The sequence below is a fragment of the Flavobacterium jumunjinense genome (genome assembly GCF_021650975.2).
Taxonomy (GTDB): Bacteria; Bacteroidota; Bacteroidia; order Flavobacteriales; family Flavobacteriaceae; genus Flavobacterium; species Flavobacterium jumunjinense.
In genome coordinates this window covers 4,429,386-4,451,906 of the sequence record NZ_CP091285.1, presented here as the reverse complement: position 1 = coordinate 4,451,906, position 22,521 = coordinate 4,429,386, and the positions used below count along the sequence as shown (strand labels likewise).

The window sequence follows — 22,521 nt, the reverse complement described above, 5'->3', positions numbered from 1 at the left end:
TTTTTATGTGCTTATACTGTTGCTTTTTCTTTTAAAGCTTCAATCTCCACCTGATTTCTCAAAATATCTACAAATGTTTCTCGTTCTCTAATTAAGTGCCCTTTTCCATTTAGCCATAATACTTCTGCTGGCTTCACTCTCGAATTGTAATTTGATGCCATTGAAAAACAGTATGCTCCAGCATTATGAAAGCTTAAAATGTCTCCTTCATGAATTTCAGAAATTCTTCTATTATTAGCAAAAGTATCTGTTTCACAAATGTATCCAACTACCGAATAATAACGTTCTTTTCCTTTTGGATTTGAAATGTTTTCAATATGGTGTTGAGATCCATAAAGCATTGGTCTAATTAAATGGTTAAAACCACTATCTATACCTGCAAAAACAGTAGAAGTAGTTTGTTTCACAACATTCACTTTTGCTAAGAAGAAACCTGCTTCACTAACAAGAAACTTTCCAGGTTCGAAACATAAGGTTAAAGGTCTACCATATTCTTTTTCGAAAGCTAAAAATCGTTTTGTTAACTTCTTACCAAATTCTTCAACATTAGTTTCAATATCTCCTTTTTTGTAAGGTACTTTAAAACCACTACCAAAATCGATAAATTCTAAATCTTTGAAATTTTTAGCCGTTTCAAATAAAATTTCAGCAGCATATAAAAACACATCCACATCAAGAATGTCAGAACCAGTATGCATGTGAATTCCGTTAATGTTCATTTTCGTATTTTCAATAATTCTCAATAAATGAGGTAATTGATGAATAGAAACACCAAATTTACTGTCAATATGACCAACAGATATATTTGCATTTCCTCCTGCCATAACATGAGGGTTAATTCTAACGCAAACAGGTACTTTTGGATGTTTCGTTCCGAATTGTTCCAAAACGGAAAGGTTATCAATGTTAATTTGTACACCCATTTGAGCTACAGTCTCAATTTCTTCAAGCGAAACACCATTAGGAGTATACATAATTTCACTAGGTTCAAAACCAGCATGTAAGCCAAGTTGTACCTCTTCTATAGAAACCGTGTCTAAACCAGAACCTAATTGTTTTATTACTTTTAATATAGAAAGGTTAGAAAGTGCTTTAACAGCATAATGAATCTTAAATTGTTCTACTTTAGAAAACGCATTTGTTAATCTTTTGTATTGCGATTCAATTTTCTCTGCATTATAAACATATAATGGAGAACCATATTCTTCTACTAATTGTAATAAATCCTGATTTTTCATTGTTATTAATTTTATTGCAAATTACAATTATTTTAAGTTATGAAATCAAATATATAACGGAATAAAACAAAAAATAACATTATGTTATAATTGTAACAATCTTGTGTTTCTGTTTTTTTATAGCTCATGAATTAGATTACTTAAAAAGTTAAATAATAATAAAAATTGTTAGCCAATTAGAAATTAGTTTCTTATTTTTGTGGCACTTTTTAAAAAGAAAAAAACCTATTATATTATGAATATACACGAATATCAAGGTAAAGAAATATTAGCAAGTTACGGAGTTAGAATTCAACGTGGTCACGTTGCTAATAATGCTGAAGAAGCTGTAGCTGCTGCAAAACAATTAACTGCTGAGACTGGAACAGGATGGCATGTAATTAAAGCACAAATTCACGCTGGTGGTCGTGGAAAAGGTGGTGGTGTTAAATTAGCTAAAAATTTAGATCAAGTTGCAGAAATTGCAGGTCAAATTATTGGTATGGATTTAATTACGCCTCAAACTCCTCCAACAGGAAAAAGAGTGCATAAAGTATTAGTTGCTGAAGATGTTTATTATCCAGGTGAAAGTGAAACTTCAGAATTTTACATGTCTGTATTATTAAACAGAGGTAAAGCAAGAAATATGATTATGTATTCTACAGAAGGTGGAATGGATATTGAAGAAGTTGCAGAAAACACACCTCATTTAATTTTTACTGAAGAAATTGATCCAGCTGTTGGACTTCAAGGTTTTCAAGCAAGAAGAATTGCTTTTAACTTAGGTCTTTCTGGAAATGCTTTCAAAGAAATGGTAAAATTTGTTGATGCATTATACAAAGCATATATTGGTTCTGATGCTTCAATGTTTGAAATCAATCCAGTATTAAAAACGTCTGATGATAAAATTATTGCTGTTGATGCTAAAGTTGATTTAGATGAAAACGCATTATTCCGTCATAAAGACTTAGCTGAATTACGTGATGTTCGTGAAGAAAATCCAATCGAAGTTGAAGCTAAAGAAGTAGGATTAAACTACGTAGATTTAGATGGTACAGTTGGATGTATGGTTAACGGAGCAGGTCTTGCAATGGCAACTATGGATTTAATTAAATATGCAGGTTTTGAACCAGCTAACTTCCTAGATGTAGGTGGAACTGCTGATGCTAAACGTGTTGAAACAGCTTTCCGTATTATCTTAAAAGATCCAAACGTAAAAGCTATTTTAATTAACATTTTCGGAGGAATTGTTCGTTGTGATAGAGTTGCTCAAGGAGTTGTTGATGCTTATAAAAATATGGGTGATGCAATTAAAGTGCCAATTATCGTTAGATTACAAGGAACAAACGCAGAAATTGCTAAAGAATTAATTGATAATTCTGGTATGCCAATTTTATCTGCTGTTCAGTTTCAAGAAGCTGCAGATCAAGTAAAAGCTGCATTATCTAAATAATGAAGAAATAGAGAATAGATATACTAAAAAGCCTTGCATTTGCAAGGCTTTTTTTATGTGTTATCTTTTTGAAATTTTATTATTAGTAATTTGTCTTTGAAGTTTACATTTGAATCTTCCTTCGGAAAAAACACGTAGTTTTTCATGCTTTGTTTTTCTGTTGGTGACTCTTTTTCGCCATAATTCATAGCTTGAACGCTTTAATTCTGTGCGCATTAAAGATTTTGTCTCCATTTCGGTTAAGCCAAATTGAAATTTTATAGCTTCGAAAGGTGTTCGGTCTTCCCATGCCATTTCGATAACTCTGTCTATCTCTAGTGCAGTTAATTCAGGTTTCGTCATAGTGTGTTAAAAACTTATTTTTATGCTCTATTATTTTTGTAATAAACTTTATATTCTTTTTTGCTAAATGTTTATTGTTCACTTTAATAAAATTACCATTAGAATGAAAACTTAAAGTGTCAGATTTGAATATTGCCAATTGATAATAAGGAATAGCCCATGAAAAATTTTGCAAACCTTTATTAATGTGAAACAAAATCCCTTTCGGTCTAAGTTCTACAGAACAATAATTAATGTCAATTGTGTTAAGTAGGTTTTTAAAAGGCTCACAAACTTCTGTAATCATCATTCTATGCGAACCAGTTCCATTTAATTGTATCGATTTCAAGAAAGAATAAGGCTTGCCTAAAATAGAATCTATTTTTCTAGTAATTTCATTGTCTATATATGTTGTGTTGAATAACATTTATAAATTAGTGTAGTTATTTATCTTAATGTTTGTTGCTTTTATATCGTGCATTAAATTATATAAGCCAAAGAAAGTTCTATTGATATAGATGAAATGTTTAGAACCTCGGTTTCCATTCATGTTTCTTAATTCTGAACTTTTAGAATAACGTTCGCCTAGTTCTGCAATCTTTCCAAAAAAATCAGCATCAGAAAAATCAAAAACATCAGAATGAAAAGGTTGTGTAAATAGGCTTAACATTTCATGAAATAAAGCAGTGAAAAATTTCTTTTCTTCTGGAGTATCACTTTCTTTTATAATTTCTAACTCATATAATTTTGTTTTAAAAAAAGCTTCATCATTTATATTTTCTTTTTTTGCTAATTCAAAATACGGAATATAGAAATCATTTGGAACTTCTTTCATGCAACCAAAATCGAGTGCAATTAACTGGTATTCATTGTCAACTAAGAAATTCCCAGGATGAGGATCTGCATGCACTTTTTTAATAACATGAATCTGATACATATAGAAATCCCAAAGTGCTTGTCCAATTTTATTAGATTTTTCTACATCAGTATTTGCTTCTGTAAACTCAGATAAATGTTTACCTGTCATCCAATCCATAGTAATAATCCTATTAGAAGAGTATTCTTCATAATACTTTGGAAATTGTATATTGGGTAAATGCTTACATGCTTCAGCGATCGCTTTACTTTGCTTTAGCTCATTCAAATAATCAGTTTCTTCAATTAATTTATTTTCTACTTCTTTGAAATATTTATCAGAATCCTTACCTTTAATGTTAAACATTTTTATGGCTATAGGTTTTACCAAAGCTAAATCGGAAGAAATACTTTCTGCAATTCCAGGATATTGAATTTTTACTGCTAACTTTTTTCCATCTACTTCTGCTTGATGTACTTGTCCAATACTTGCTGCATTTATAGATTCCAGATTAAAAGTATCAAAAATTTCATTCGGAGTTTTTCCAAAATAATTTTTAAAGGTTTTTTGAACTAAAGGTGCCGATAGTGGTGGTACAGAGAATTGAGATAGTGAGAACTTTTCTACATAAGCTCTTGGAAGTATACTTTTTTCCATACTTAGCATTTGTGCTACTTTTAAGGCACTTCCTTTCATTTGTTTTAGACCATCGTAAATATCTTCAGCATTCGAAAGATTTAGGTTTTCTTTGGCTTCCTCTTCGCTTTTTGTGATTTTGTCACCATAATATTTCAAATAATTTACGCCAACTTTTGCTCCAGTTTGTAATAATTTAGAAGCGCGTTGGATTTTTGATGTCGGAATACTATCTAATCTTTTCATATTACATTTTTACTTTTTCATTCCAAAGGAATTTTCCAAAATCAATTATGTTTTTAATGGGTGATAAATCTAATAAATCGAAACTAGCATGGATTGATTTTTCTATAAAGACATCTGTTTTTTCAAAAGAAGGTGATGTATCGTCTATCCAAAATTTTAATGTCATTAAAAACTGAATCCATGAAGCTTCTGATACACTTTTCTCTTGAATTTTCTGAATCGTTTCTTGTGGAATTTCGAATGTTTTAATATTTAAACTATCAATAAATTGTTTAAAATGAATTCGGAAAGAGGCTAATTTCTTTAAGTTTTGAAGCTTCATTTTATCCGTTTCTAATAAATATAAAACTAAACTTCTATTAGCTGTCATTAATTCAAAATAGGTAAAGTAGAAGCTTAATAGTTTAGTTTTTGCATCATAATTAGAGTATTCATCACTTTTATGGAGTAATTCGATGGTGTTTTCGAAAAAATTATCAAAAACTTGTTCTTCAATTTTTTCAAAACTTGGAAAGAATTGATAAAAATCCTTTTCTTCTATTTTTAGATGTTGACAAAAGTGAAAAATAGTATGAGGTTTCTTAGCGTTTTCTAAAATGAATTTCGAATATTCATTCATTAAAAACTCTTTTGTTATTGTTACTTTCTTTGCCATTATTTTATGTTTATTTCAAAATTACGAAATTATTGTTTAACTTATGTGTTGAATATGTTAAACAAAATATAAATTAGTCATTTTTATGTAAATAATAAGAGATTATATAAATTTAGTCATTTTTAGGGTATAAATTGCGACCATTTTATTTAAATAAAAATTGAATAAGAGTCGTAATTCCAATCAATAAAATAAGAAGTAAGGATGTTTGTTTGAATTTATCTTGTGGTATAAATTGAAGAATATATTTACCAATGTATGTGCCAATTAATCCAATAAGGATCAGAAACGGAATATAAATTAAGTCGTGTTGATGAATGTAACCGTTTTTAAAATAAACAATTGTTCGTGTAAAATCTATTGCGAAATCTATTGCAGCAGAAGTAGCAATAAATACACTTTTCTCCAGATTAAAAGCAGCCATAGTAACACCTCTAATTGCTCCACCTGTTCCAAGTAACCCAGCAGTAAATCCAGATAATGAACCTCCAATTAATGATTCTTTTAGATTTGGCTTAATTATTAATTTCTTTTTAATTAGAAATAATAAGCTGAAAAGAATTAGAAATACACCTAGAATAACTTGGAATAAATTAGTTTTAATATAATTGGATAAAAAACCGCCAATAATAACAAAAACAACTGAAGGGATTCCAATGTTTATAAGTAGTTTTTTATTCAAACCTTTTCTGAAAAGTGCTATTTTACTAATGTTACTAGATAGGTGAAAAATTGCTGTTAGTCCTAATACAGATTGGAAATCAAAAAAGAAACTCGCAATTGGAACGAAAAAGACAGAAGAGCCAAAGCCACCAATTGTGCCAATAATTTCGGCAAACAGTGATAAGATTAAAAAGAAGATACTTATTTTTTGAAACATTCCATTTATTTTTTCAAATATAAACATAAAAAAAACTCCTACAGAATAGGAGTTTAGTTAGAATCAAAATATTTGATTTATAATTTGTGCATATTGCTTGCTAAAGTTTCAATAAATTTTCCAATTGGACCTTTGATCATCATTGCCATCATTGGGTTAAATTCTCCGTCAAATGATAATTGCACATCAGTTTTGTTAGCTTCAATTTCTGTAATGTTTGCAATTAATGTAAAAGGTAATTTACTGGAAGCAGCACCCAATACAATTTTAGAATTAGGAATAGCTTCCTTCTTTACTAATTTAATTTCTGGCATACCTTTTAATCCAAATTCAAAGCAATTTTCATCAATTACTTCAAACTTTGCAATATTATCAGGCATTAATTTTTCAAAATTCTTAACGTCTGTTAATGCGTTAAATAGATATTCAGATGATTTATCTAGGCTAACTTTTGGGCTTTCTAAATTCATTTTATATATTTTTCTTGTATTAAACTTCAACATTCCAAGTGGAAGGATCTTTTCTCCATTCTTGTAATGTACTCATTTCGTTTTGGTTTATATATTTTTTTTCTACAGCACATTTTAGAAGGTTTTCATAATCACTTAAAGTAAATAATTCTATATTTTCTTCTTTAAAACGATTAACAGATACATCAAAACCATAAGTAAATATTGCAGCCATACCTTTAATAATTGCTCCTTCACTACGTAATGCTTCAACAGCTAAAAGGCTACTTCCACCAGTGCTAATTAAATCTTCTACAACGACAACACTTTGTCCTTTTTGTAGAAAACCTTCAATTTTATTCTGACGACCATGCTTCTTTGCTTCTGGTCGAACATAGACAAAAGGAAGCCCTAAATACTCCGCAACAAGTATGCCAATGCCAATTGCACCAGTTGCAACGCCAGCAATTACGTCAGGTTTTCCAAATTTTTTCTCAATATTTTTAGCAAATTCTTCTCGAATATAATTCCTAACTGCTGGAAATGAAAGGATTATTCTATTATCACAATATATTGGAGACTTCCAGCCAGAAGCCCATGTAAAAGGATTTTTAGAATTTAATTTAATTGCGTTTATTTGTAAAAGCAATTCGGCTGTTTTTTCGGCTGTGTTGTTATTAAAAATCATATTGCAAATGTATAAAGTTTTTGTGAACGATAAACCACTTTTTTTGACAAATGAAGTTCAAAAGGAGACTAATTTCCAAATTTTTCTTTTGGAGAGTATAGATATCAAGAAGCTAATTGTTAAAATGTTTAAAAATGAAATTCAAAATACTTTCTTGTATCATCCAGATGAGAAATTAATTATGAAAACGCTAAAAGCTAAAATTCCAGTTGTAAAAGCAGGTGGAGGTTTGGTTTACAATAAAAAAGGTGAAATTCTATTTATATTTAGAAATGGAAAATGGGATTTGCCAAAAGGAGGAACCGAGAAGCACGAAAGCATGGAGGAAACAGCTATGAGAGAAGTAGAAGAAGAAACGGGTGTTTCGGGATTATCTATAACTAAAAAATTGCAAAAAACATATCATGTATTTAAAAGAAACGGACGTTATAAGTTGAAGCAGACTTACTGGTATGAGATGGAATCTACCTTTGAAGGAATTCCAATTGGACAAGAAGATGAAGGTATAGAAAAAGTAGAGTGGGTAAATCCAGAAAGAGTGCCGGAACTTTTGCAAAATTCTTATGAGAACATAAAATTATTATTTGAAGAAGACAACAAACAATAATAATTTTAGACTCTTAAGAGCTGATTAAATAACAACATATTAAAAAATAATTAAGAGAATAAATTAAAAAATGTACATTTGTTTTAATGAAATGGATGAATAGCATATTATCAATATATATAGTTATACTTTCTTGTCTACCTTGTACAGACGGGAGAGTATATGAAGTTATTGATGAAAATGAGAACTATACTCAAGCTATTTCTGTAGCTATTGATTCTCATGCAGGACATTCACATGAAGATGGAGAAGACAATTGTCCTCCATTTTGCGACTGTAATTGTTGTGGAGCACAAGTTTTAACCTATTCTCCTTATCTAGTTTATGAATTCCCATTTCGTTTCGTAATAATTCAATCGAAAAACACTTTTTATAAGTCAAACCTTCAGCCAAGTTTTTTTGGTAGTATTTGGCAACCTCCCCAATTAGTATAATGAATTTCCCGAATAATTTCGGATGATTATTTATGGATACTAATTATCCATACTAATTAAAAAGTACAACTGTGCTTAATTTTAATTCATTTATATAATAAAAATGTTAGATAAAATCATTCATTTTAGTATCAATAATAAATTTATTGTTGGTCTATTCACTTTCATTTTAGCAATTGTAGGAATGTATTCTGCCTATAATTTGCCAATTGATGCATTACCCGATATTACAAATAATCAGGTTCAAATTATAACTACTTCACCAACTTTAGCAACACAAGAAGTCGAACAATTTATTACCTATCCTATAGAACAAGCGGTAAAACCAATTCCAAACGTTATTGAGCTACGATCAATTAGTCGATTTGGATTGAGTGTAATTACTGTAGTTTTTGAAGAAAGTGTAGATATTTATTGGGCAAGAGCTCAAATTTCTGAACGATTAAAAGAAGCAGAAAAAATAATTCCTACAACATTGGGAACACCAGAAATGGCTCCCGTTTCAACAGGTTTAGGGGAAATTTATCAATATGTTGTTTATGCTAAAAAAGGCTATGAAGAAAAATACGATGCCACAGAACTTCGTACAATTCAAGATTGGATTATAAAACCACAACTTACTGGTACAAAAGGTGTAGCAGAAGTAAATACGCTTGGTGGTTTTTTAAAACAATATGAAATTGCTGTTCAACCGAATAAGTTGAAGAATATGAATACTACAATTACAGAAATATTCGATGCTTTAGAACAGAATAATGAAAATACAGGTGGAGCATATATTGACAAAAAACCGTATGCTTATTTTATTCGAGGTATTGGTATGGTTACTTCTATTGAAGATATTGAAAAAATTGTAGTCAAAAATCAAAACGGTGTTCCAGTTTTAATTCGCGATGTTGCAAAAGTTCAAATAGGAAGCGCTATACGTTATGGAGCAGTCACTAAAGACGGAAAAGGGGAAGATGTTTCTGGAATGGTAATGATGTTAAAAGGAGAGAATAGTGGTGAAGTGGTAAACCTTGTAAAAGAAAAAATGGAACAAATAAAAAAATCATTACCAGAAGGTGTAATGGTAGCCCCTTTTCTAGATCGTTCTGTTTTGGTTAATAACGCAATTGGTACTGTTGAAAAAAACCTTATTGAAGGTGCTTTAATTGTTGTTTTTATACTTGTTCTTTTATTAGGAAATTGGCGAGCAGGTTTAGTGGTAGCTTCGGTAATTCCATTGGCTTTATTGTTTGCAATTTCCATGATGAAACTATTCGGAATTAGCGGGAATTTAATGAGTTTAGGAGCAATCGATTTCGGACTTATCGTGGATGGTGCTGTTATTATTGTGGAGGCAATCGTACATCGATTACAAGTTAGTAAAAAAAGAAAGTTAACTACAGCAGAAATGAATGAGGAAGTATATACTGCTTCTTCAAAAATTAGAAGTAGTGCTGCTTTTGGAGAAATTATTATTTTAATTGTTTACTTGCCTATTTTAGCCTTAGTAGGTATTGAAGGAAAAATGTTTGGTCCTATGGCGCAAACGGTTTCTTTTGCAATTTTAGGAGCGTTTTTATTATCATTAACCTATGTTCCTATGATGTCTGCTTTAGTATTGAAAAAACAAACAGGACATAAACGAAATATTAGTGATCGAATTATTGAAAAGTTGCATGCTATTTACGAACCTATTTTAGAGAAAGCATTACGGGTTAAAGAAGCTATTCTTATAATCGCTGTTGCATTATTTGCTGTTTCATTATTTGTTTTTAATAGTTTAGGAGGCGAGTTTATTCCCACTTTAGATGAAGGTGATATTGCAACCCATGTAATTATAGCATCGGGAAGTTCACTATCTCAAGAAGTAGAAGCCACTACAAAAGCAGAACAAATTTTAAAGGCGAAGTTTCCTGAAATTAAAATGATTGTTTCTAAAATTGGTTCGGCAGATATTCCAACCGATCCAATGCCAATGGAAGCCGCAGATGTAATGATTATTTTGAAAGATAAAAGCGAATGGACTTCAGCCGATTCAAAAGAAGAGTTAATGGAAAAAATGGAAGAAGCATTAGAAGATATTCCTGGTGTTTTTACGGAGTTTTCCCAACCCATTCAAATGCGTTTTAATGAATTAATGACAGGTGTGCGAAGTGATGTGGCTATTAAAATATTTGGAGAAGACATCAATATGTTAGTCAGTAAAGGAGAAGAAGTAGTTCAAATGATTAATAATATTGAAGGAGTTACCGATGCAAAAGCAGAACGTGTGGCAGGTTTACCTCAAATTACAATTCGTTATAATAAAGATAAAATGGCTGCTTACGGATTAAAAGTAAGTGATTTGAATAGAGTTATAAGAATGGGTTTTGCTGGAGAAACAGCGGGTACGGTTTACGAAGGTGAAAAACGATTTGATATGGTTGTTCGCTTAGAGAGTAATAGTAGAAACGATATTTCAAATTTAAAATCACTATTTGTAACCTTAGCTTCTGGAAGTCAAATTCCTTTAGAGCAAGTTGCAGATGTTAATTATGAAGATGGACCAATGCAAATTTCGCGAGAAGAAGGAAAAAGAAGAATTGTTGTTGGGTTTAATGTTCGTGGTACAGATGTTAAATCGGTAGTTGAAAAAATTCAAACTAAATTAGATGCGAATCTAAAATTACCCGATGGATATTATACAACCTATGGTGGTCAATTTCAAAATTTAATTGAAGCAAGTAATAGATTAATGATTGCAGTTCCTGTTGCTTTAGGATTAATATTTATTTTGTTGTTTTTCACCTTTAAATCTACAAAACAATCCTTATTAATATTTACGGCAATTCCTTTTTCTGCTATTGGTGGTGTTTTCGCACTTTGGTTGCGTGACATGCCTTTTAGTATTTCTGCGGGCGTTGGTTTTATTGCACTTTTCGGAGTAGCCGTATTAAATGGAATTGTATTAATAGGTTATTTTAACCAATTAAAAGAAGAAGGAATGGATAATGTCTATGATCGAATTAAAGAGGGCACAAAAGTACGTTTACGTCCTGTTATAATGACAGCTGCAGTAGCATCATTAGGATTCTTACCAATGGCAATAAGTAGTAGTGCAGGAGCAGAGGTTCAAAAACCTTTAGCTACGGTTGTAATTGGCGGACTTTTATCGGCTACTTTGTTAACATTAATTGTTTTACCAATTTTGTATTTCTATTTAGAAAAAGGAATTCACAAACCGAAAAATAGTATTCCTAAAACAATTGCTTTAATTACTGTTTCATTATTCACTTTAACGACTAACGGACAAGAAGTTCAAAAATTAGATCTTAATCAAGCAATTGCATTAGGGGTAAAAAATAATAAAGGAATTCAGGCTTCAGTTTTAGAAGCTAAAATGAATAAGCAACTCACAAAATCTGCTTTTGAATTGCCAAAAACAGAGTTTGTTGGAACGTTTGGACAAATTAATACCTATTCGAACGATAAGAATTTCAGTATAAACCAAAGCTTTAATCCGTTTCAAATTAGTGCAAAGAAAAAACTGCTAAATGAAACCAATAATGAAAGTGAAACTAAGGTTGGAATTTCTAAACAAGAAACAACCTATGCCATTCGTCAGTCATGGAATGCAATGTTGTTCTATAGCAACCAAAATAGATTATTGACAGAGCAAAACAGTGTGATGCAAAAATTTGTTAAAGCTGCCAATTTAAGATATACAACAGGTGAAACAAATGCGCTAGAAAAGAATGTTGCTATTGCAAAACAACAAGAGCTAGAACAAGAGATTAAACAAAACGATACCAGAATTCTCATTGAAAAGGCGAAATTAAAGACTTTATTGAACTTAGAATCCGACTTTGAAGTTTCAGAGACAACTTTCAGTCCTATAATTACAACAGTAGATAGTACTCAAATAAAGCAGAATACTTCGGTTCAATTGGCAAATAATCAAATTAAAATAGCAGAAGCCAATCATAAATTAGAAAAATCATCTTTCTATCCAGAGTTTTCTGCGGGCTATTTTATGCAATCCATGCAAGGTAATCATGAAGTTAACGGACAAATGGTAACTTATGATTCATCGTTACGTTTTACTGGATTTTCAGTTGGTGTTTCATTGCCTATTTTTATGGGAAGTACAATTGCTAAATCTAAAGCAGCACAAACAAGAATAGAAGCAGAAAAACAGCATTTAAGCTATTTGGAAGAACAAGTTCAAAGTCAGTTTCTACAACAAAAGGAACAATTAAAAACATACAAATCATTAGTAGATTATTATACAGAAATTGCAGTTCCAAATGCAAATGAAATCATTAAAAATGCATCTAAAGGCTATTTAAATGGAGCAATTTCATATTATGAATATGTGAATAGTTTAGAAACAGCACTTAAAATTCAAATGAATTATGGAGAAGCAATTCTAAATTACAATCAAACGATAATTAATCTTCAATATTTAACAAATCAATAAAAATAAGCTTTGTAATTGTCTTGTTTCACTATTTCAATATAGGATAAATACAGGCGATATCTTAGGTAAAAAAATAATATAAATGAAAAACACCTATAAAATAGTTGCAATTATTGCTGTTGTAGTTGTAGCAATACTACTTTATTTTTCTTTTAGACATACAGAAAATGAGAGTCATAATCACGATAGTCATGAAGGACACGATCATGGTGAAACCGAAGTAGCTACTGGAGAAAGTACAACTTCAAATATAAAAGAAGTGGCCTTAAATGAAGCTCAATTTAAATCGGCAGAAATTGAATTAGGTACATTTAGTAAAAAGAACTTGAATGAGGTAATTAGTGCAAATGGTTATACAAAATTGCCACCTCAAAATCAAGCAGATGTTTCTGTGCATACAACTGGAATTATTAAAAGAATTTTAATAGAAGAAGGGCAATTTGTAAAAAAAGGACAAACTATTGTAACAATTGAAAGTCCAGAATTTGCGAAACTTCAGGAAAGCTACCTCACCTCTAAAAGTAATTTAGAATTTCTAAAATTAGAATTCGAAAGACAGAAAAGATTAAATGAAGAAGAAGTAAATTCCAAAAAAACATTTCAAAAGACGAAATCCGATTATGAGATAGAAAAAGCACGTTTTAGTTCATTGCAAAAACAGTTAAACGTGTTCAATATTAACCCAAATGGAATTGCAACCACAATAGTTGGTGTAGTAGCTCCAATTTCGGGCTATGTTACAGAAATTAATATAAAGATTGGAAGTAATGTTGAAGTTGGAAAACCATTGCTAACTATTGTAGATAATTCTAAATTGCATGTTGATTTATTAGTCTACGAAAAAGACTTGTATAAAGTTGAAAAAGGGCAAAAAGTACGTTTTATACTCACCAATCAAGATAATACAGAAGTTACAGGCACAGTTTTTAGTGTTGGAAAAGCATTTGAAAACGACACAAAAGCAGTAGCAGTTCATGCCGATATACACAACAAAGATCAAAAATTAATCTCTGGAATGTATGTCAACGCACTAATCGATATTGGAGCGCAAAGTGTGTATGCATTACCTGTTGATGCTGTTGTAAAAGCAGATGGAAGAGAATTTATATTTGTATTGGAAACCATTGAACTCGAAACAGGAGAAAAAGAAAAAGAATTTCACTTTCAACGAATTGAAGTAAAAACAGGAGCGAGCCAATTGGGTTATGTTCAAATTAATCTATTACAAAAAATAGAAAAAGAAGCAAAAATAGCCCTAAAAGGAGCCTATTATATACAAAGTCATTTGATAAAAAATGAAGGCGGAGGAGGTCATTCGCATTAATTATTTTGAAGAGACTATTTGTTAAATTGTTGTCTTTTGCAATACTGAATTGGTTTAACTCAGGATTAACAATTTTACAAAGAAACAAACAATATAAGCATTTTATATTTTCTGTTGTTCGTTTTTAATTTAGTTATGATGTTTGATTCAACAGTGTAATGCTTAGCCCATGAACAAAATAATGTTTAACTTTATAAGCACTTGAATTTATAATTATTTCGAGTGCTATTTTAAAATAAAAATAGTATCATGTCAAAAAAATTAGATTCCATGAATTGCTGCTCACATGAGGCCAAAGAAACTCATAGCCATAGTGACCAAAATGGTCATGATCATGAAGCTCAAAATGAGAGTATTTTAAAAATGTTTTTGCCAGCAATAATTTCATTTCTATTATTGGTATTAGGAATATATTTCGATATATATCTTTCTCAATCCTGGTTTTCAGGTTGGGCAAGAATACTATGGTATAGTATTGCTTATTTACCTGTTGGATTTCCTGTATTAAAAGAAGCCTTATTAAGCATTAAAAAAGGGACTATATTTTCAGAATTTTTTTTAATGTCAATAGCAACAATTGGAGCTTTTGCAATAGGCGAATATCCTGAAGGAGTGGCTGTAATGCTTTTTTATTCGGTTGGAGAAATATTCCAAACTTTAGCCGTTACTAGAGCTAAAAAAAACATAAAAAGTTTATTAGATCAACGACCAGATGAGGTAACTCTTCTCGATGAAAACAATAAGGTTTCAAAAGTAAAATCAGAAACAGTACAAGTTGGACAAATAATTCAACTAAAACCTGGGGAAAAAGTTGGACTAGATGGAATTTTATTATCAGATTTTGGTTCCTTTAATACAGCGGCTTTAACAGGAGAGAGCAAGCCCGACACTAAAAAGAAAGAAGATGTTGTGTTGGCAGGAATGATCAATCTCACTACAGTTTCTCTAATAAAGGTTACAACAGTTTATTCAGATAGTAAGTTGTCTAAAATATTAGAAATGGTGGAAGAGGCTACTTCAAGAAAAGCTCCAACAGAATTATTTATAAGAAAATTTGCTAAAGTTTATACTCCTATTGTGGTTCTTTTAGCCGTTTTAATTTGTTTTTTACCCGTCTTGTTTGTTCCAGAATATTCTTTTAGTCAATGGCTATATAGGGCCTTAATTTTTTTAGTTATTTCCTGTCCATGTGCTTTGGTTATTAGCATTCCGTTAGGATATTTTGGTGGCATTGGAGCAGCAAGTAAAAACGGTATTCTAGTGAAAGGAAGCAACTTCTTAGATATTTTGGCTATCATTCAAAATGTAGTTATGGATAAGACAGGAACATTAACGGAAGGTGTTTTTAAGGTTCAAGATGTGGTTTTTAAGTCAGAACTTAATAAAAATGAAATTTTAAAAATAGTTAATGCATTAGAAAGCCAAAGCACGCACCCTGTAGCAACCGCTATTCGTGAATTTGTTGGAGAAGTAGATAGAACAATAATCTTCGAGGAAGTTGAAGAGATTGCAGGGCATGGATTAAGAGCTAGGACGAATAACAAAGAAATTTTAGTAGGCAATTTTAAATTATTAGACAAATTCTCAATTTCTTATACTATTGATCCGGAAAGCATTGTATATACCACTATTGCAGTTGCTTATGATGGTCTATTTGTTGGATATATAACCATTGCCGATAGTATTAAAGAAGACGCTTTCGATGCCATAAAAAAACTCAAAGACTTAGGAATACAAACAACCATGTTAAGTGGCGATAAAAATACTGTTGTGCAATTTGTAGCACAAAAGCTAAACATAAAGAATGCCTTTGGAAACCTATTACCAGAAGACAAAGTAAACAAGGTTAAAGAAATATTAGCGACAAAGCAAACTGTTGCTTTTGTTGGTGATGGAGTGAATGATGCTCCTGTTGTTGCACTAAGTAGCGCAGGAATAGCTATGGGAGGATTAGGAAGTGATGCTACCATTGAAACTGCAGATATAGTAATTCAAGACGATAGGCCAAGCAAAATTCCAATGGCAATAGCTATTGGCAAACAAACCAAGAAAATTGTATGGCAAAATATTATTTTAGCGTTTAGTGTTAAAGCTATTGTTTTGGTTTTAGGAGCAGGAGGTTTAGCAACCATGTGGGAAGCTGTTTTTGCAGATGTGGGTGTAGCTTTATTAGCAATCCTGAATGCTGTTAGGATTCAAAAAATGAAATTTTAAATCAATTTTTTATATTAGAATACAAAATAGAAGTGAAAAAAAGCTTTTTCTTCCGTTTAGCTTTCGTGGAGATGTAAAAAAAACTATTTTTACTCAAAGGAATCATACTTGAGTACTTAAATTAAAGCTAGGTTTTATACTAAAAAGAAAACACTATATTAATAATAAAAACAAGTTTAAAAATGAAAAAAACAATTGTAATGATGATGTTTGCATTAGCAACTTTATCGGTAATGTCTTGTAAAAATGAAGAAAAAAAAGTAGAAAATACTGAAACTACAGAAGAACATGCAGGTCATGACCATGCAGCTGGAGAAGACATGCATCATGCGCATGCACATTATGTTTGCCCAATGGATTGTGAAAAAGGGAAAGAATATGAAGCAAAAGGAAAATGCGGTGTTTGTGAAATGGATTTAGTTGAAGCAAAAGCAGCAAATGAAGGACATGATCATTCAGAAGCAGATCATGAAGGTCACAATCATTAAAAAAATCAAGATTTATGAAACAATCAATAGTAAAAATATTTTTTGTTCTAGTCGTACTGTTTAGTTTTTCAACTGCGGCTTTTGCTCAAAAGGGAACTCAAAAAGCGGTCATTAAAACGTTTTTGCATTGCGATCATTGTAAAAAATGTGAGACTTGCGGTGAGAAATTTAAAGTTGAAATGCTGAACATTAAAGGTGTTAAAATGTATGAGCTAGACGATAAAGCAATGACTTTTACTGTTTATTACAACAGCAAAAAAACAGATTTGCAATCAATTAGAGAAGCCATTAGTAAAATGGGTTATGATGCAGATGATGTTAAAGCCGATTCTGAAGCCTATGAAAATTTAGACGGTTGCTGTAAAGCATAACCTTTAGTAACACGTTGCGTGACGGAGTAATTAAAGTATAAAATTAAAAAAAAGCGATTCTAAAAGTAATACCATTTGTGCTTTTTGGATCGCTTTTTTATTTTTGATTCATTTTCTATAAAAAAAGTACTTTAATCTAGGTGAATCTGCAAAATCTGCGTGCCTATTTACCCACAAAGCAATAATTTACCCTCAACAATCAATCATTAAGCATTAAAACATCCAATCTTGTCATGCTGGAAGCATCGTATTATTAACAATCAACTCTCCATAATCAGGTTTTTAGGTCGTTTAGTCAAATTTTTAGGTCAATGAGGGTAAAAGTTTAGGTCTAGGACCTAAAATTTTACGTCAACCAACCTAAAATTTTACGTCTACCCACCTAAAAGTTTAGGTCTCGAACCTAAAAGTTTACGCTATCCTACCTAAAATTTTACGTCTACCTACCTAAAAGTTTAGGTCTCGAACCTAAAAAGCCCCCAATCTTGTCCTGTTGTAAAGCATTTTATTAGAAATTTCATAAAAAAAAAAAACACTTATCCCTTCACCAATTCCTGCATACCGTAGTATTCAATTGCTTTTTGTTTCAGTGGGTTAGTGCTCCATTCTTCCCATTCGTTGGTGTAGGGACTGTAGCCACATTTTAAAGGTTTGGAATATTGGTTTTCTGGGTCTTCAACGTAGGCACGGCAATCGGTGCACATATGACGGAATTCACAATCTTTGCAAACCTCTATTTGGTCTTTGGTAATGTTCCAATATTTTTTAAAATCCTTGTGCTGCAACGCTTCTTCTAATGTGGTGTCTTTAATGTTGCCAAAACTTTGCACCATAGAAGGACAGTTTTTAATGTTTCCGTCTTTGTCGATGGTTATTTTACGGTTTAGGCAAGAGTTGTGGTTTAGAGATTCTGTAAAAGTGTCAATATTTATAGTGAAATAACCATTGATTGCACCACAAAAATTAAAATTGGACATTTTTTTTGTCGTGTAAGTAATAAATTCTTTCTTTTTGTTTTTTAATGAAGAATGTAAAATGACATTTGTTAATCTAGGGTATTTAGTGCTGATTTTCTGGTAATTTATATTTGGGCTGTATTTTGTAATTATTTGTATAGATAGTAATCTACTATCATTAAATAACTCTAAAAAATTTAATAGTTTTTGATTATTTTCTTCATAAAAGATTAAGAAGCAATCTTGAATTCCTAAATTATCAAAACTCTCTTTTATAGCACTTAAATTTAAAAAACTCTCCTCAGAAAATTCTATAACAGCGTTTGAAATATGATATGGTTTTTCAAATGTAGTAGCTATTCTAGGAAATTTTTGGACTTCATTAATTGAACATTCAAATAAAAATTCATTTTTGATTAGAAAATTTTTATATTCATTTATAATATTGGTATTATTAAATTCAATTTTCAACTTTTCAAAATCTAAAATTTCATTTTGAGATAAGATTTCAAATAAAGAATTTGGAATGTTTTTATAGTTATTCCTTTGAATATCCATTATGATACTTTTACTAGATCCTTTTACAGGAATACAATTTGCGAAAAGTTTATAGGTCATAATTCAAATTTTACAATTGGTTTATAGTGAGGTATAACAACCATTTCTGTGCTGCCTGTTTTTTTTATCCTTTTGCAATATAAATCTCAGCACTCAATTTTTTCTCTTCAAAACTTTCTCCTTTAGTTAAAAGTAATGTTAATGGAGAAATGATATTTTTAAAAATTTTGTTCATATTCAATTAATTTTTCAAAAACTTTTTTTTCTAAATTATAATTACAAGGTTTAGATGTCATACCAAATTGTCCAACAGGATTAACTTCTAAAAAATAGTATTTATCATCTTTTCCTTTAATAATATCAATAGAACCCGTTTTTAAATTCATGTCTTTCATTAATCCCCTTAAACTATCTTCAACATCATTTGGTAATTTATAAGGAACAGTTCTATTAGGTTTTTTATAATTATATTGTCTAAAATCTACAGCCGTTTGTTTATCACTTTGAGAAAAAATAGCCATACTATAACATTCACCATCTAAATAAAATGTTCTTACTTCATACCTTTTGTCAATTTTTTTTTGAAACAAAGAAGGTAAAAATTTATGTTTTACTTTCTTTACGATTGTTGTGTAGGTAGAGTAAAACATATTTCCATGTTTAAAGCCTACAGTTTGAGATAACGGTTTAGTGATATAATTGCTATTTATTTCAGCATGGGAATTTGAGATAATAGTTTCTGGAATTGTTAATCCATTATTTTTGGCGAGTAATAAAACGTCTATTTTATCTTCTTTTACAAAAGGATAGTCAAACCAAAATGTATTTTTTGACAAACTATTTACAAAAATTTTAAGAAAGGCTTCCCATTCTTTAAAAACAAAATGTGAAAAGAGCCTTAGATTATCAAAATCAAATTTTTTATCTATAAATCGATCAATATTTGTTCTTTTTGATATTCTCCTATTCCAAATCACTTTCTTTGCATCTAAATTAATTTCAACATTATCAATCTTCATTGTAGTAGCATTTTCATTTAATTTATAATTAAATGAAAAAAAATCACTATCCTTTAAATTATCACAATTAATACGTATAAAATCCTTTTTATGAAATAAAAAATAATCTACAATTTCGTCTGAAGTTCTTTCATAACCTATTGTTAGTAAAATAATCATACTCGTTTATTGTTTTTATCTTTATAAATTATTTTATACGGAATATTTTCTGGTATGTAAATTTCATAGCCTTGTAAATCTTCTTTCTTACATTTGAATATGGGAAAATATATTTCTTTATTAGTATAGATAGGAATAACTTCTACACTGTAAAATTCTTTCTCTTTCGGTAAGGTAATTTTATGATTCATAAAAGCATTAGGCTTATAATACCATTCATAATATTTTTTATAATAGGGACTTACTATTCTAGCATCAAATTGTCCGTCATCTTCATCATAAATTAAGGGTTGGTTAATGTCAATTTCATTTTCATATAAATTAATATTTATGATTTTTGTTTGATCTACTGAAAAGAATTTCTTTTCAGGATATAGTTCTTGAAGCCTTATACGCATAAATTTCCAGTCGAATCGCTCTTTTTTTTCTATATGTGCGTGACCTCCAAAAACAACTATTTTTGCCTTTTTATCTTGTTGATAAATTTTAGCAATATTTAAAGCCTGTATGCTATCGCGACAATTACCTACTCCTATCATTCCTTCACTTTTTGCATTATCACATTGTTCTGCTTCTTCATAAGCCACAATTTTAAATCCTAGACTAATGGCGTAATTAGTCATTAAAGAACAAGTAGGCTCTTCTACATAATAACCCGATATACTTTCTGGCTTGGTAATTAAACTATCTTTTTCTGTAGGTGCTGGTAATGTTTCAAGTGCTAAGTAATTATAGCCTTTTTCTTTTAAATCTTTTAAAACATACATGAAATTGTATCTGGTATGCGGAAATACATGAAACTCGTTAAACATTACTGCATCTAAATCTTTAGGCAATGCATCTAAATAAGCATACAATTCTTTTAAGAGTGTAGTATCAATCTCTCTTCTCTTATAAGGTTTTACAAAATGTTTAATATCATCGAAAGCCCCGTTATTTGTATGTAAACTTACCAAAATGGTACCATAAAGAGATTCATTAGAATATACATTTTTATCAAAGGTTTTTATTAAATCTACTTGTGCATAATAGTCTTTGTATAAAAACTTATCGAGAACTTTTAAAAACAGATAGGGCTGTGTTTTATTTGTTAATAAAAATTTTTCAAACCCTACAAATAATCTGTCTTTTATATTTTTAAATAAAGAAGTATCATTAGTTACTATTCGTAAATATTCGTTATTGTTTATTTCAAAAAATAACTCGTTTATTTTATTTTTTTTGTGGGAATATGAAACACTGTACCCTTTTACAGAATCTTCTTTGGTTTGATGCTGATAGAATAATTGTAAATTATTTTTTTTATAAAAACTATTTTCCTTAAAATTAGCAGTAGTAATAAAAAAATCGATATACTCTTTTTTTTCACTATTTACCTGGCTAAACAGATACTTGTCTTTTGCTTTATTCTGAGTTTTTAAATATGGTTTTTTATTTGTAAAACTCGATTTTTCGACACCTTTAAATAAAAAATCATAGGGAATAGTGGCTACAGCCGTTATTAATTTGCCATCATAACTATATCTAAAATTTATTTTTTCAGCGTTTTGGGCAATAGAGTAACTATTAAGTAATAGTAATAGTAATGATATGTGTTTTTTCATAGTAATGATGTGTAAATAAAAGAGGTTGTAATTCACAACCTCTTTAGATTAAAACATTCTTAATTAACAATCACTACAAACGTCATCAGTCTTTTTTTCTGCTTTTGTCCAAGTAACTGTAACACCAGTGCCTGTGTCTTGAGCTAAATTAATATTATTTCCACCATTAATATTACCTAACTCATTACTTTCTAATTTTCTGAATTTTTCAGTTTTTAAACTTTCTAGTTTCATCTTTAATAAATTTATGTTTATAACACCACAAGCATTTAAAGTCAATTGTAGTTTTTGACTATCGTTGCAACAATTTTTTTAATTTTTTTATTATCAGAATAATGCATTCGTAAATGTAAGTAAAACCCTCTCTTTGCTAAATACATAAAATATGTAAAAATTGTTAAAATTTAATATTGTTTATTGCTTTTATGTCTTCCATTATTTACATAGCGAATTTCTTCAATATTTTTTAAAAAAGTGACAATTCATATTGCGATTATTTTGCGTATTTTCGCAATATTAGATTTTAGATCATGGAAAAAACGAAATTAATAGAATCGAGAAAAAGAAAAGGTTTATCTCAACAACAAATGGCAGAACATTTATGCATGGATGTGTCTAACTACAATCGTAGAGAGAAAGGACAAATAAAGATACATACTAATGAATGGGAGAAAATAGCTTCTTTATTGGAAGTGGCTGTTGAAGAAATTTATGAGAATGAAGATGCTAATTTTTTTGTTTTTAGAGATAATTCTAAGGGAACTTACCTAGGAACGAATCACATATACTCAATACCAGATCATTTACTTGAAAGCCAAAGAAAATATATTGCTAAATTAGAAGAAGAGATAAAAGAGTTAAAGGAGAAGTTAAAATTATAAATGTAATTACTGGCTACGATACAATGAAAAAGCGTTTGGAATTGCAATTCCAAACGCT

General features: G+C 30.0%; 21 protein-coding genes. 9 read left to right on the top strand and 12 right to left on the bottom strand.

Annotated features, from left to right (window positions below):
• Positions 1–11 precede the first annotated feature (11 nt).
• On the bottom strand, positions 12–1,238 hold the full coding sequence (lysA, locus tag L2Z92_RS20240) for a diaminopimelate decarboxylase (RefSeq protein WP_236456564.1): 1,227 nt from the start codon (positions 1,236–1,238) through the stop codon (positions 12–14).
• A 235-nt stretch (positions 1,239–1,473) separates the two neighbouring features.
• Here lysA and sucC point away from each other — a divergent pair, with 235 nt between their 5' ends.
• Positions 1,474–2,670 (top strand): ADP-forming succinate--CoA ligase subunit beta, encoded by a 1,197-nt coding sequence (gene sucC / locus L2Z92_RS20235; RefSeq protein ID WP_236456563.1) that lies wholly within the window; start codon positions 1,474–1,476, stop codon positions 2,668–2,670.
• A gap of 60 nt (positions 2,671–2,730) precedes the next feature.
• Here the strand turns inward: sucC and L2Z92_RS20230 are convergent, their stop codons facing one another.
• The 7 genes from L2Z92_RS20230 to pyrE form a co-directional block, all read right to left on the bottom strand.
• A complete protein-coding gene (locus tag L2Z92_RS20230; protein WP_236456562.1) occupies positions 2,731–3,012 on the bottom strand; it encodes a TIGR03643 family protein in 282 nt (93 codons plus the stop codon).
• Complete coding sequence (locus L2Z92_RS20225) at positions 2,999–3,418, bottom strand: hypothetical protein (protein ID WP_236456561.1); 420 nt, start codon at positions 3,416–3,418, stop codon at positions 2,999–3,001. Before L2Z92_RS20225 ends, L2Z92_RS20230 begins: the two co-directional genes overlap by 14 nt.
• A complete protein-coding gene (locus L2Z92_RS20220; RefSeq protein WP_236456559.1) occupies positions 3,419–4,729 on the bottom strand; it encodes an ABC1 kinase family protein in 1,311 nt (436 codons plus the stop codon). It abuts the gene before it with no gap.
• A gap of 1 nt (position 4,730) precedes the next feature.
• Entirely contained in the window at positions 4,731–5,384 is a 654-nt protein-coding gene (locus L2Z92_RS20215; RefSeq protein WP_236456558.1) for a TetR family transcriptional regulator C-terminal domain-containing protein, read from the bottom strand.
• 145 nt (positions 5,385–5,529) lie between these two features.
• Entirely contained in the window at positions 5,530–6,264 is a 735-nt protein-coding gene (locus L2Z92_RS20210) for a sulfite exporter TauE/SafE family protein (protein WP_236456556.1), read from the bottom strand.
• A gap of 77 nt (positions 6,265–6,341) precedes the next feature.
• The gene (locus L2Z92_RS20205) at positions 6,342–6,734 is read right to left on the bottom strand and encodes an SRPBCC family protein (RefSeq protein WP_236456554.1); all 393 of its coding nucleotides are present in this window, start codon (positions 6,732–6,734) and stop codon (positions 6,342–6,344) included.
• A gap of 19 nt (positions 6,735–6,753) precedes the next feature.
• The gene (gene pyrE / locus L2Z92_RS20200; RefSeq protein WP_236456552.1) at positions 6,754–7,401 is read right to left on the bottom strand and encodes an orotate phosphoribosyltransferase; all 648 of its coding nucleotides are present in this window, start codon (positions 7,399–7,401) and stop codon (positions 6,754–6,756) included.
• A gap of 7 nt (positions 7,402–7,408) precedes the next feature.
• Between pyrE and L2Z92_RS20195 the strand changes: the two genes are divergently transcribed.
• From L2Z92_RS20195 to L2Z92_RS20165, 7 genes are all read left to right on the top strand, one after another.
• Positions 7,409–8,008: an NUDIX hydrolase gene (locus L2Z92_RS20195; protein ID WP_236456551.1), complete on the top strand. Its 600-nt coding sequence runs from the start codon at positions 7,409–7,411 to the stop codon at positions 8,006–8,008.
• A gap of 95 nt (positions 8,009–8,103) precedes the next feature.
• A complete protein-coding gene (locus tag L2Z92_RS20190; RefSeq protein WP_236456550.1) occupies positions 8,104–8,442 on the top strand; it encodes a DUF6660 family protein in 339 nt (112 codons plus the stop codon).
• A 103-nt stretch (positions 8,443–8,545) separates the two neighbouring features.
• Positions 8,546–12,889: a CusA/CzcA family heavy metal efflux RND transporter gene (locus L2Z92_RS20185; protein ID WP_236456549.1), complete on the top strand. Its 4,344-nt coding sequence runs from the start codon at positions 8,546–8,548 to the stop codon at positions 12,887–12,889.
• An 82-nt stretch (positions 12,890–12,971) separates the two neighbouring features.
• Positions 12,972–14,213 carry an efflux RND transporter periplasmic adaptor subunit gene (locus L2Z92_RS20180; RefSeq protein WP_236456547.1) on the top strand — a complete coding sequence of 414 codons (1,242 nt, stop codon included), beginning with the start codon at positions 12,972–12,974 and terminating at the stop codon, positions 14,211–14,213.
• A gap of 249 nt (positions 14,214–14,462) precedes the next feature.
• Positions 14,463–16,427, top strand: coding sequence for a heavy metal translocating P-type ATPase (locus tag L2Z92_RS20175; RefSeq protein WP_236456545.1), 1,965 nt, complete (start codon positions 14,463–14,465; stop codon positions 16,425–16,427).
• 182 nt (positions 16,428–16,609) lie between these two features.
• Complete coding sequence (locus L2Z92_RS20170) at positions 16,610–16,915, top strand: heavy metal-binding domain-containing protein (RefSeq protein ID WP_236456543.1); 306 nt, start codon at positions 16,610–16,612, stop codon at positions 16,913–16,915.
• A 14-nt stretch (positions 16,916–16,929) separates the two neighbouring features.
• Positions 16,930–17,286, top strand: coding sequence for a heavy-metal-associated domain-containing protein (locus L2Z92_RS20165; RefSeq protein WP_236456541.1), 357 nt, complete (start codon positions 16,930–16,932; stop codon positions 17,284–17,286).
• Positions 17,287–17,822: 536 nt separating this feature from the next.
• On the opposite strand, the gene gwsS is transcribed toward L2Z92_RS20165, so the two are convergent.
• The 4 genes from gwsS to L2Z92_RS20145 form a co-directional block, all read right to left on the bottom strand.
• Complete coding sequence (gene gwsS, locus L2Z92_RS20160) at positions 17,823–18,860, bottom strand: grasp-with-spasm system SPASM domain peptide maturase (protein WP_236456539.1); 1,038 nt, start codon at positions 18,858–18,860, stop codon at positions 17,823–17,825.
• A gap of 158 nt (positions 18,861–19,018) precedes the next feature.
• Positions 19,019–19,978, bottom strand: a complete 960-nt coding sequence (gwsG, locus tag L2Z92_RS20155) for a grasp-with-spasm system ATP-grasp peptide maturase (RefSeq protein WP_236456537.1) — start codon at positions 19,976–19,978, stop codon at positions 19,019–19,021.
• A complete protein-coding gene (locus L2Z92_RS20150) occupies positions 19,975–21,582 on the bottom strand; it encodes a hypothetical protein (RefSeq protein ID WP_236456536.1) in 1,608 nt (535 codons plus the stop codon). The genes gwsG and L2Z92_RS20150 overlap by 4 nt, the downstream gene beginning before the upstream one ends.
• Positions 21,583–21,645: 63 nt before the next feature.
• The gene (locus L2Z92_RS20145; protein WP_236456535.1) at positions 21,646–21,816 is read right to left on the bottom strand and encodes a hypothetical protein; all 171 of its coding nucleotides are present in this window, start codon (positions 21,814–21,816) and stop codon (positions 21,646–21,648) included.
• Positions 21,817–22,112: 296 nt separating this feature from the next.
• Between L2Z92_RS20145 and L2Z92_RS20140 the strand changes: the two genes are divergently transcribed.
• A complete protein-coding gene (locus L2Z92_RS20140; protein WP_236456534.1) occupies positions 22,113–22,463 on the top strand; it encodes a helix-turn-helix transcriptional regulator in 351 nt (116 codons plus the stop codon).
• The last annotated feature ends 58 nt before the right edge of the window (positions 22,464–22,521 follow it).